This window comes from uncultured Nocardioides sp., from assembly GCF_902805925.1.
GTDB lineage: Bacteria > Actinomycetota > Actinomycetes > Propionibacteriales > Nocardioidaceae > Nocardioides.
This window is the reverse complement of record NZ_CADCUP010000047.1, coordinates 1-10,661: the sequence shown is the minus strand read 5'-3', so window position 1 is coordinate 10,661 and position 10,661 is coordinate 1. Positions and strand designations below refer to the sequence as shown.

10 protein-coding genes are annotated in these 10,661 nt (G+C 73.5%); 6 read left to right on the top strand and 4 right to left on the bottom strand.

Features of this window, described 5'->3' with window-relative positions:
• Positions 1 to 84: 84 nt before the first annotated feature.
• Positions 85 to 1,179 carry a ferredoxin reductase gene (locus tag QZX64_RS03465; RefSeq protein WP_295656995.1) on the top strand — a complete coding sequence of 365 codons (1,095 nt, stop codon included), beginning with the start codon at positions 85 to 87 and terminating at the stop codon, positions 1,177 to 1,179.
• A 29-nt stretch (positions 1,180 to 1,208) separates the two neighbouring features.
• The gene (locus QZX64_RS03460; protein ID WP_295656993.1) at positions 1,209 to 2,456 is read left to right on the top strand and encodes an acyl-CoA desaturase; all 1,248 of its coding nucleotides are present in this window, start codon (positions 1,209 to 1,211) and stop codon (positions 2,454 to 2,456) included.
• Positions 2,457 to 2,490: 34 nt separating this feature from the next.
• Here the strand turns inward: QZX64_RS03460 and QZX64_RS03455 are convergent, their stop codons facing one another.
• Positions 2,491 to 3,162 (bottom strand): hypothetical protein, encoded by a 672-nt coding sequence (locus tag QZX64_RS03455; RefSeq protein WP_295656992.1) that lies wholly within the window; start codon positions 3,160 to 3,162, stop codon positions 2,491 to 2,493.
• Between the two features lie 134 nt (positions 3,163 to 3,296).
• Here QZX64_RS03455 and QZX64_RS03450 point away from each other — a divergent pair, with 134 nt between their 5' ends.
• Complete coding sequence (locus tag QZX64_RS03450) at positions 3,297 to 5,654, top strand: transketolase-like TK C-terminal-containing protein (protein WP_295656990.1); 2,358 nt, start codon at positions 3,297 to 3,299, stop codon at positions 5,652 to 5,654.
• A 124-nt stretch (positions 5,655 to 5,778) separates the two neighbouring features.
• Entirely contained in the window at positions 5,779 to 6,573 is a 795-nt protein-coding gene (locus tag QZX64_RS03445; RefSeq protein WP_295656987.1) for a crotonase/enoyl-CoA hydratase family protein, read from the top strand.
• Here the strand turns inward: QZX64_RS03445 and QZX64_RS03440 are convergent, their stop codons facing one another.
• The 3 genes from QZX64_RS03440 to QZX64_RS03430 are packed head-to-tail and all read right to left on the bottom strand — an operon-like array spanning position 6,574 to position 8,931.
• Positions 6,574 to 7,503 (bottom strand): oxidoreductase, encoded by a 930-nt coding sequence (locus QZX64_RS03440; protein ID WP_295656985.1) that lies wholly within the window; start codon positions 7,501 to 7,503, stop codon positions 6,574 to 6,576.
• On the bottom strand, positions 7,500 to 8,315 hold the full coding sequence (locus QZX64_RS03435; RefSeq protein ID WP_295656984.1) for a maleylpyruvate isomerase family mycothiol-dependent enzyme: 816 nt from the start codon (positions 8,313 to 8,315) through the stop codon (positions 7,500 to 7,502). Before QZX64_RS03435 ends, QZX64_RS03440 begins: the two co-directional genes overlap by 4 nt.
• A 10-nt stretch (positions 8,316 to 8,325) precedes the next feature.
• Positions 8,326 to 8,931 (bottom strand): LysE/ArgO family amino acid transporter, encoded by a 606-nt coding sequence (locus tag QZX64_RS03430; RefSeq protein ID WP_295656982.1) that lies wholly within the window; start codon positions 8,929 to 8,931, stop codon positions 8,326 to 8,328.
• Between the two features lie 70 nt (positions 8,932 to 9,001).
• Between QZX64_RS03430 and QZX64_RS03425 the strand changes: the two genes are divergently transcribed.
• Both QZX64_RS03425 and QZX64_RS03420 read left to right on the top strand, forming a co-directional pair.
• Positions 9,002 to 9,868, top strand: coding sequence for an ArgP/LysG family DNA-binding transcriptional regulator (locus tag QZX64_RS03425; protein ID WP_295656980.1), 867 nt, complete (start codon positions 9,002 to 9,004; stop codon positions 9,866 to 9,868).
• Positions 9,869 to 9,999: 131 nt separating this feature from the next.
• On the top strand, positions 10,000 to 10,524 hold the full coding sequence (locus QZX64_RS03420) for a hypothetical protein (RefSeq protein WP_295656978.1): 525 nt from the start codon (positions 10,000 to 10,002) through the stop codon (positions 10,522 to 10,524).
• Positions 10,525 to 10,661: the final 137 nt, after the last annotated feature.

Below are 10,661 nucleotides of genomic sequence, written 5' to 3'. Positions count from 1 at the left end.
TTTGTCTCCTGCGCACAGTTTCCAGCGGCAGGTTCACGCCGGTGGGTCAGGCATTCATCCTAGGAGTCGGACAGGATGGATGTCATGAGCCCGAGACTTCGCGAACGCCTCACTCGCGTAGCCGAGGCCGCCACCACGCCCCTGGTGCCGGCCGACTTCTTCGACCTCTTCGCGCCCCTGCGTTCTGGGGCCGACCTTCGCGGACGCATCGTGGCGATCGAGCCCGAGACCCGCGACGCGGCCACCATCGTGATCCGTCCCGGTGCCGACTGGGCGGGGCACCGGCCCGGCCAGTACGTCCGGATCGGCATCGACGTCGACGGCGTCCGCCAGTGGCGCGCGTACTCCCTGACGCACGGCCCCCGCGCCGACGGCTTCATCTCGGTCACGGTCAAGGCCGTTCCCGACGGCCTGGTGAGCAACCACCTCGTGCACGAGGCCGAGGTCGGCACGCTGGTGCACCTCGAGCAGGCCGCGGGTGAGTTCGTGCTCCCGACCGACGGCGGCAAGCTGCTGTTCGTCACCGCCGGCTCCGGCATCACCCCGGTGATCGGCATGCTGCGCAACCTCTTCCCCTCCACCGACGACGGCGTGCTGCGCCTGCCCCGCAGCGCCGACTACAACATCGTGGTCGTGCACGTGGCGCCGACGCGGCCCGACTCGATCTTCCTGCGCGACCTCGAGGCCCTCGACGTGGCCGGGGCGATCTCGCTCGTCGCGCGCTACGACGACGAGCACGGGGTGCTCGACGTCGACCGGCTCGGCGACCTCGTGCCCGACCTCGGCGCGCGCAAGACGTTCGCCTGCGGGCCGGGTGGCCTGCTGGACGCCCTGGCCGACCACCACGACCGGGCCGGCCTGTCGCTGTCGACCGAGCAGTTCCGGACCGCGCGCGTCGCGCCCGGCGAGGGCGGCACCGTCGGCTTCCTGCGCACCGGCACCGAGGTCGTGGCCGACGGCGCGACGCCCATCCTCGACGCCGCCGAGGCGGCCGGTGTGCTGATGCCGAGCGGTTGCCGGATGGGCATCTGCATGGGTTGCGTGCTCCCGCTCCGCGAGGGATCGGTGCGCGACCTGCGCAACGGCGAGGTCACCACCGCCGTGCCCGGCGAGAGCAACGACATCAAGATCCAGACCTGCATCAGCGCCGCCGCCGGCGCCTGCCACATCGACCACTGACGCACCCGTCACCACGAAGGGAGACGACCATGACCGTCATCCAGAAGAAGCCCGACAACCCGATCGCCCACCTCACCCCCGAGGACATCGAGCAGCTCGGCGTCGAGCTCGACACGATCCGCCAGGACGTCATCGACTCCCGCGGCGCCTCCGACGCGGCGTACATCCGCCGGATGATCCACACGCAGCGCTCGCTCGAGCTCGGCTCGCGGGCGGTGCTCCTCTTCAGCGCCTTCCCGCCCGCCTGGGTGCTCGGCACCGCCGGCCTGAGCGTCGCGAAGATCCTCGACAACATGGAGATCGGCCACAACATCCTCCACGGCCAGTGGGACTGGATGCGCGACCCCAAGATCCACTCCACGACCTGGGAGTGGGACATGGCCTCGCCCGCCGAGCAGTGGAAGCACAGCCACAACGAGGTGCACCACACCTACACCAACGTCGTCGGCAAGGACAACGACCTCGGCTACGGCATCATGCGCGTCGACGAGGACCAGCGCTGGTCGCCGTTCCACCTCGGCCAGCCGGTGTGGTGCTTCATCAACGCGGTCTTCTTCGAGTACGGCATCGCCGCCTACGACCTCGACCTCGGCGCCGTGGTCAAGAAGAAGCAGACCCAGGACCCCGAGTTCCGGCGCCGCGCCAAGCAGGTGCTCACCAAGATCCGCAGGCAGGTCACGAAGGACTACGTCGCGCACCCGCTGCTCTCGGCCCCCACCGGCTCGTTCCTGCCCACGCTCGCGGCCAACTTCACCGCCAACGTGGTGCGCAACCTGTGGAGCAACTCCGTCATCCTCTGCGGCCACTTCCCCGAGGGCGTCGAGACGTTCGAGAAGCGCTCGATCGACGGCGAGACCAAGGGCGAGTGGTACGTCCGCCAGATGCTCGGCTCGGCCAACATCTCCGGCTCCAAGGCCCTGCACGTGATGACCGGCAACCTCTCGCACCAGGTCGAGCACCACCTCTTCCCCGACCTGCCGTCGAACAGGTACGCCGAGATCGCGCCCAGGGTGCGGGCGCTCTTCGACAAGTACGACCTCACCTACTGCACCCGGCCGATGCCGCAGCAGGTCTACTCCGCCTGGCACAAGGTCGTGCGCCTGAGCCTGCCCAACGGCTGGCTGGCCACCACGAACGCGCGCAACCTGCCGGAGCAGCTGAAGACCCTGTGGGCCATGTCGACCAAGGGCCCCAAGGTACGCCGCGCCGCGCAGGCCCGCCTGACGCAGCAGGCACGTCGCGCGGAGGCCGAGGCCGCCACCGAGCTCGCTGCCTGAGCCACGCCGTACGACCCGGACCGCCGTCCCTGCCTCAGCGGCCTTGCTCGCGCCGGTCCGCGGCGCGCTCCTCCCGCTGCAGGAGCTGCTGACGGCGGCGGCGGACCTCGCTTCGGGCCACGACGAAGGCGATCACCACCGGGACGACGTACGGCGCGTGGTCCAGCACCCATCGCACCCACCCCGGCAGCCGCCAGCCGGGCAGGGTGATGTCCGGCCAGGGGATCGAGGGCAGGTCGGGCCACGGGATTGCCGGGAGGTCGGGCAGGGGCAGGTCGACGTCCGGCCACGGGATCCGCCCGAGCAGCGGCAGCAGGATGGCGAGCAGCAGGATCGGGACGACCACGCCCGCCGCCGCGCCGACGGTCGCCAGCAGCGTGTGCCGGCGGGGGTGCTCGATGACCCGGCGCTCCCACAGGGCCGCGCGCGAGCCCTCCTCGGGCACCAGGTCGACGCCACCGGCGCGGACCAGGGCGGTCGCGTGGTCGGCGTACAGGCTGGCGCGGCGCGGCGCACCCAGCGAGGAGTACCGGACGCGCAGCGCCTGGCCGCCCTCGCGGGTGACGGTGAGCTTGTCCTCCATCGACCTCTTCTCGACCACGAGCTCGTCCTCGACCCACCACCGCAGCGTCCGGACGACCTCGCCGGTCACCTCGACCCGATGGCGCTCGCCCCGGTCGGTGACCTCCCACAGCTGCCGCTTCACCCGTCGACGGTAGGGCCGCCGCTCCCGGCCCCGCATCGGGCGAAGGTCGGCGGCGTGGTGACTTCGGTAGGTCGTCCCACACTGCGGTGGCCAGCGGTCGCCCGGCCCGGGCGGGGGTCTGGAAGTCTGAGCCCATGCCTGCCGCCCCCGACCGCGCCCTGCTCGACGAGATCGCCCAGCGGGTGCTGTGGCTCTCGACCCGCATCGTCGACGCCGCCAACCGCGAGCGCGACACCGGCGAGGGGGTGAAGGTGGGCGGACACCAGGCCTCGAGCGCGTCGCTGGTCACCACGATGACCGCGCTGTACTTCGCCCACCTCGACGCCCCCGACCGGGTCAGCGTCAAGCCGCACGCCAGCCCCGTCTTCCACGCGATCCAGTACCTCCTGGGCAACCTCGACCGCTCCTACCTCACCCGGCTGCGGGAGTACGGCGGCCTGCAGTCCTACCCCAGCCGCACCAAGGACCCCGACCCCGTCGACTTCTCCACCGGGTCGGTGGGGCTGGGCCCGGCGGCGCCGCTGTTCGCCGCCGCCGCGCGCAGGTACGTCGACGCGCACTTCGGTCCGCGGCCGGCCTCGCGGTTCGTGGCGATGCTCGGCGACGCCGAGCTCGACGAGGGCAACATCTGGGAGGCCGTGGCCGACGACGCCACCGCGGCCCTGGGCAACGTCATGTGGATCGTCGACTTCAACCGCCAGTCGCTCGACCGCGTCATCCCGGGCATCCGCATCGACCAGTGGCGCCAGCAGTTCGAGGCGGCCGGCTGGCACGTCGTGGAGGTGAAGTACGGGCCGCTGCTGCAGAAGGCCTACGCGCAGTGCCCCGAGCTCGAGCGCTGGATCGACCTGATGCCCAACGAGCGCTACCAGTCGCTGTTCGGCCTGGAGCCGGCCGAGGTCCGCGCCCGCTTCGTCGACGAGGCGCCGGCCGCCGTGACCGACCACCTCGCCGGCCTGCCCGACGACGAGGTCGCGCGGCTGGTCACCGACCTCGGCGGCCACGACATGGGCGCGATGCTCGACGCGTTCGCGCAGTGCGACGCCGAGACGAGCCGGCCGAGCGTCGTCTTCGCCTACACCGTCAAGGGGTGGGGGCTGCCGATAGCGGGCAACCCGCGCAACCACAGCGCGCTGCTGACCGCGGAGCAGGTCGAGCAGCTGCGCGCCGCGACAGGGCTCACGCTCGACGACGAGTGGGACCGCCTCGACCCGACCACCGCCGCGGGCCAGTGGGCGGCGGTGCGCGCCGAGGCGCTGGAGAAGCCGGCGCGCACGCCGCGGCCGGCGCTCGTCGTACCCACGTCGACGGACTTCCGCTCCGGCAAGCCGATCTCGACGCAGGAGGCCTTCGGCCGGATCCTCGTCGGGCTCTCCCGCGACGAGGCCGTCGGCAAGCACCTCGTCACCGCCGCGCCCGACGTGGCGACGAGCACCAACCTCGCCGGCTTCATCAACCGGGCCGGCGTGTTCTCGCCGGCCGACCGGCCGCGGTGGGCCGAGGACCCGATGATCCGGTGGCACGAGGGGCCCACCGGCCAGCACATCGAGCTCGGCATCTCGGAGATGAACCTCTTCCTGCTGCTCGGGCAGCTGGGCCTCACCTGGGACCTCTCCGACCAGCTGCTGCTCCCCGTGGGCACGCTGTACGACCCGTTCGTGCTGCGGGGCCTCGACGCGTTCATCTACTCGGTCTACTCCGGCGCGCGCTTCGTCGTGGCCGGCACCCCCAGCGGCGTCACGCTGGCGCCCGAGGGCGGTGCCCACCAGTCGACCATCACGCCCAGCGTCGGCATGGAGCTGCCGAACGTCACCCTCCTGGAGCCGGCGTACGGCGTCGCCCTCGACTGGCTGCTCTGCTCGGCCGTCGGCGACATCGCCGCCGCGGCCGCGCCCGGTGGGGCCAAGGCCGACGCGGTGGGCCAGGTCGAGGACGGCTCCTACTACTTCCGGCTCACCACGCGCCCGCTCGACCAGACGCCGTTCGAGGACGCGCGCACCCGCATCGGCGACGCGACGCTGCGCCGGCAGGTGCTGTCGGGTGCCTACCGCCTGGTGGACTCGCCGCGCCGTACCGACGACGGCCCGGTGGTGCAGATCGCCGCGTCCGGCGCCACCGTGCCCGAGGCGCTGCTGGCCGCGGCCGAGCTCGAGGAGGAGGGCGTGCGCGCGCACGTCGTCGACGTCACCTCCCTGGACCGCGTGTACGCCGCGTGGCAGCGCACCCTGCGCCAGGGCATCCGCACCGCCACCACCCCCTCGATCCCGGGCGCGGTGCGCCAGGCCTTCGCCATGGGCGTGCCCGTCGTCACCGTCCACGACGCCTCGTCGCACACGATGGCCTGGCTCGGCTCGGCCGTCGGTGCCCCCTGCGTCTCCCTCGGCGTCGACGCCTTCGGCCAGTCCGGCCGGGTGTCGGACCTGTACCGCGCCCACGACCTGGACGCCGGGTCGGTGGTCAACGCCGCCCTGGCGGCGCTGGCGCTGCGGTGAGCCGAGCCTGGCACTGGTTCCTCGCGGTTCGATGCCGTTGCAACGCTGGCGAACCGTGGCGATCCCCGGATATCCGGGGATCGCAACCGCCCAAGTTACCGACCGGTCACCTACCATCACCCCCATGCCCACCGTGACCTGCACCGTGACCGACGGCGTCGCCGACGTCCGCCTCGACCGCCCCGAGAAGCTCAACGCGCTCACCCTCGAGACGCTGCGTGAGCTGGTCGCGACGGCGCAGCGGCTGCGGCGCGACACGACGCTGCGCGCGGTGGTGCTGTCGGGGGAGGGCGAGGCGTTCTGCGCCGGGCTCGACTTCGCCACGGTGATGAAGGACCCGACGGCGATCGCGGTGGCGTTCGTGCCGCGGCCGTGGCGCGGCACCAACACCTTCCAGGAGGCGTGCTGGGCGTGGCGCCGGCTGCCGGTGCCGGTCGTCGCCGCGGTGCACGGGCACTGCCTCGGCGGCGGGCTGCAGATCGCCCTGGCCGCCGACTTCCGCTACACGACGCCCGACGCGACGTGGTCGGTGCTCGAGGGCAAGTGGGGGATCATCCCGGACATGTCGGGCGTGCGGAGCCTCAGCGAGCTCGTCGGCATCGACACCGCGAAGCGACTGACCATGACGGCCGAGAACATCACCGGCGACGAGGCGCACGAGCTGGGGCTGGCCACCGGCGTCTCCGGCGACCCGTACGCCGCGGCGTACGACCTGGTGGCGCGGCTGCGCACCCGCTCGCCCGACCAGCTCGCGGCGGCCAAGCGGCTCTTCGAGGACACCTGGCACACCAGCGCCCGGCGGACCTTCAGCAGGGAGCGCGTCGAGCAGGCGCGGCTGCTGTTCGCGCGCAACACCAGGGCCGCCCAGCGGGCGGTCGTGGAGAGGCGGACGCCGGAGTTCGGGCCGCGGGCCCGCTGATCAGGGCCAGCGCAGCCCGACCGCCTGCTCGCTGACCTCCCACAGCCGTCGCTGGGCCCCCTCGTCGCACGCCAGCGCGCTGCAGCCGACCAGCCGCGGGCGCCCCCGGAGCTCGCGGAAGCCGCCCGGCCCCGCGTACGTCGATCCCGGGATGTCGGCGGTGGCCGCCAACAGCGTCGGCCAGGCGCCGGCGGCCGCGGACTGGGACACCGCCTTCACGGCGGCGTCGAGGATCGTCGCGGGCCCGCCCCTCGAGCGCCCGAACTGCCCGTTGGCGGCGAGGTGGGTGCCGGCGAGCCCGGGATGGGCGGCCATCGCGCGCACCGGCAGCCCGGCAGCCGCGAGGCGCCGGTCGGCCTCGAACGTGAAGAGCAGGTTGGCCAGCTTCGACGCGGCGTACGCCGGCCAGCGCCGGTAGCGACCGTCGTCCATCCGGGGATCCCCCGTGGGGGCCGACCGCGCGCTGCGGTGCGCGACCGAGGACACCGTCACGACGCGGGCGTCGCCCGACTGCGTCAGCTGCGGGAGCAGCAGCCCGGTCAGGAGGAAGGGGCCGAGGTGGTTGGTGGCCATCTGCGACTCGAAGCCGTCGGGCGTGCGCCGGTACGGCGGCGCCATCACGCCGGCGTTGTTGACCAGCACGTCGACCGCACCGAGCGCGGAGGCCCGCCCCGCGGCCGAGCGCACGGAGTCGAGGCTCGCCAGGTCCACCTCCAGCTGCTCGAGCCGCGCCTGCGGCAGCTCCCCGCGGATCGTGGCCGCGGTCTCCTCGAGCCTGGCCCTGCTGCGGCCGGCGAGCACGACCCGGGCGCCGCAGCGGGCGAGCTCGAGGGCGGTGTGGTGGCCGAGACCACCGCGCGTGGTGCCCGTGATCAGCACGGTGCGACCGTCCTGGTCGGGGATCTGCGCCGGCGACCAGGAGTCGCTCACGGCGTGACGGCCATCAGGTCGAGCACCCGCCGGCCGAGCTCGACGTCGCCGGTGATCTGCACCCGCCCCGCCTCGGGGGCGCGCCGCCCACCGGCGAGCAGGGTGAACGACTCGCGGTCGGTGGCGATCCGCACCGTGGGGTCTGCGGGCTCCGCGGCCAGGGCCTGCCCGCGGCCGGTCTCGTCGACCACCACCGAGGTCGGCGGCTGGCCTGCCACCTCCAGCACGACCGTGGTGCCGGGAGGCGCCTCGGCGCGCTTGGCGACGATGTAGCCCAGGCTCTCGGCCAGGTAGACGGAGGCGTGCAGGGCCGCCGGACCGTCGAGGTTGCCGGGCCGCCCGACGGCGCGCCGGATGTCCTGCTCGTGCATCCAGAGGTCGAGCGGCCGGTTGCGGAGCAGGGTGGCCCAGCTCCAGCCGAGGGTCCCGAGGACGGTGTCGGGCTTGGCGTCGGGGTCGAGGGGCGGGTCGGCCAGCAGCGCGGTGTGCCGCTGGGTGGCCGACTCCCGGATCTCGTTGATGATGTCGTCGCGGTCGGCCTCGGACCGCGCCACGACCCCCTGCTCGGTGTAGGCGCCCTGCACGCCGCGGACGTGCTCGCGCGCGCCGACCTCGACCTCCTCGTGCCGGGTGCCGGCGAGCACGGCCTCGAGGTGGGCGGTGTGGGCGGCTATCGAGCGCACGTCCCAGCCGGGCAGGTCGGTCTCACGGTCCCAGTCCTCGGGCGCGAGGCTCTCGAGCAGGTGGGTGAAGTCGTCGACCGCCTGCCACCACACCTCGACGTACCCGCGCAGCGTCTCCTCGTCGGTCATGGCCATCAGCCTAGGCACCGAGCGCGAGGGACCCGGCGATGGCCAGCATGGTGAGCCCGATGACCACGTCCAGCACCTGCCACGCGCGGGACCGGGCGAAGAGCCGCGACGCGGCCCGGGCGGCGTACCCGAGCCCGGTGAACCACACGACGCTCCCGACGCAGGCCCCCAGCGCGAACCACCAGCGCCCGGGGCTGCCGTGGCTGGCGGCGATGGATCCCAGCAGCAGCACGGTGTCGAGGTAGACGTGCGGGTTGAGCAGCGTGAGCGCCAAGGTGCGTACGGCGACGCCCGAGCGCGACGACCTCGCGCCCGTGGCGGCGTGCAGCGACTCGTTGCGCCGCGCCCGCAGCAGCGCGCTCACGCCGTACCACGTCAGGAAGGCCACGCCCACCCAGGTGACCACCGTGATCGCCCACGGCGCCTGCTCCACCACCGCCCCGATGCCGGCCACTCCGGCGAGGATCAGGACGAGGTCGGAGACCGCGCAGATGGCGACGACGAGCCCGACGTGCTCCCGCGCCAGGCCCTGCCGGAGCACGTGCGCGTTCTGCGCCCCGATGGCGATGATCAGGGCGAGGCCGGTGAGCAGTCCGGCGGCCGTGGTCGAGAGCACGGCACGACCGTAGGCGTGCTACGCGCGTTCAGACCAGCGAAACTTCCTGAAGGAACGTTAGCATCGCTTCATGCGGCCGAACCCCCAGCACCTCGAGGCGCTCGTCGCCGTCGTGGAGCAGGGCACGTTCGAGTCGGCCGCCGCCAGCCTGCACCTGACCCCGAGCGCCGTGAGCCAGCGCATCCGCGCGCTCGAGTCGGAGGTGGGCCAGGTCCTGGTGCGGCGTGCCACGCCGTGCACGGCCACCGAGGTCGCCGAGCCGCTGCTGCGGCTGGCCCGGCAGACCCGCCTGCTGCAGGACGAGGCGACAGCCGCGCTCGGCTCGCTCACCGGCACGACCCTCGCGGTCGCGGTGAACGCCGACTCGCTCGCGACCTGGTTCCGCGACGTCCTCGGTGCGGTGGCCGGCATGGAGGGCGTGGCGTTGCGGCTTCACGTCGAGGACCAGGGCTGGTCTGCCGACCTCCTGCGCCGCGGCGAGACGCTCGCGGCGGTGACCTCCGACCCCTCGCCGGTGCAGGGGTGCTCGGTGACGAGGCTCGGCACGCTGCGCTACGTGCCGGCCGCCACCCCGGCGCTCGTGCACCGCCACCGGCGCGGCGGCCGCACCGACTGGGCGGCCCTGCCGATGGTCGACTTCAACGAGAAGGACAGCCTGCAGCTCGCGGCCCTGCAGCGCCGCGGCCGGGCGCATCCACGGGTCGTGCACCGGGTGCCGACCTCGGCGGACTTCCTCGAGGCCGTACGCCGCGGGCTGGGGTGGGGCATGCTGCCCGAGCCGCAGCTGGCGGAGGTGGCCGGCGACGTCGAGGTGCTGCCGGCGCTGGGCCGGGTCGACGTGCCGTTGTACTGGCAGCGCTGGCGCCTGGCCTCCGAGCGGCTGGACGCCCTCACCGCGGCCGTCGCGTCGGCGGCCGCGGCAGGGCTGCGCCCCTGATCGGCCGCCGCGGGGACCGGTCGATGCGGGGGCGCCGTACCGTGCACCTCGCGCTGCGGAAGCGGGTCAGCGGAGGCGCTCGTGCGAGGCTTGGACCACGAAGCCGGGTTCGAGCGCAGGGGGAACTGCACATGAGAAGACTCGCCACCGCGACGGTGTCGGCGCTGGCCCTGACCGCGCTGGCCGTCCCGGCCGCCGCCGACATCGGCGTCGTCGCCGACGGCCTGGGAGAGGACCGGCCGGCCAACGCCGACATCGTCCGCCTGAAGGCGCGCAACGGCGACGACGCCGTGCGCGTGAAGGTCACGTTCGCCGACCTCGACCCGGAGCGCCGGGCCCGGGTGAAGGTCCTGGTGGACCCGGCGCCCAAGGACACCACCCAGTACGTCGTGGAGTCGGTCAAGCGGCCCGGGCGGGCGGTGCGGACCCGGCTCCTGCTGGCGCTGGGCATGGAGTTCGACGGCACGCCGATCGACTGCGGTGGCGTCCGGGGGTCCTGGGACTTCGACCGCGGCCTGGTGAAGGTCCGCGTCCCGCAGTCGTGCCTGGCCGCCCAGGGCCGGGTGGCCACGCTCAAGGCCACCACGGTCTACGGCCGGCGCGGCGACTGGACCGACTTCCTGCGGGTCCGCAAGGGCTCCTCGACCAACGCCTGACCCTCGCCCACCGGCGCCGCGGCGGCGGGGTAGTCCGGGGCGGGATGCACCTGGATCCCCGATGTGAGGTGCGATCCGCCCCGGACTACCGCGGGGCTCGGGAGCGATTGCTAGGTCAGAAGGCGGCCTCGTCGAGG

What these genes read in the sequence shown, in the direction of transcription:
- QZX64_RS03425 (WP_295656980.1), top strand. Translation starts at nt 9,002, where the DNA reads ATGCGGCCGAACCCCCAGCACCTCGAGGCGCTCGTCGCCGTCGTGGAG.
- QZX64_RS03445 (WP_295656987.1), top strand. Translation starts at nt 5,779, where the DNA reads ATGCCCACCGTGACCTGCACCGTGACCGACGGCGTCGCCGACGTCCGC.
- QZX64_RS03420 (WP_295656978.1), top strand. Translation starts at nt 10,000, where the DNA reads ATGAGAAGACTCGCCACCGCGACGGTGTCGGCGCTGGCCCTGACCGCG.
- QZX64_RS03450 (WP_295656990.1), top strand. Translation starts at nt 3,297, where the DNA reads ATGCCTGCCGCCCCCGACCGCGCCCTGCTCGACGAGATCGCCCAGCGG.
- QZX64_RS03465 (WP_295656995.1), top strand. Translation starts at nt 85, where the DNA reads ATGAGCCCGAGACTTCGCGAACGCCTCACTCGCGTAGCCGAGGCCGCC.
- QZX64_RS03435 (WP_295656984.1), bottom strand. Translation starts at nt 8,315, where the DNA reads ATGACCGACGAGGAGACGCTGCGCGGGTACGTCGAGGTGTGGTGGCAG.
- QZX64_RS03460 (WP_295656993.1), top strand. Translation starts at nt 1,209, where the DNA reads ATGACCGTCATCCAGAAGAAGCCCGACAACCCGATCGCCCACCTCACC.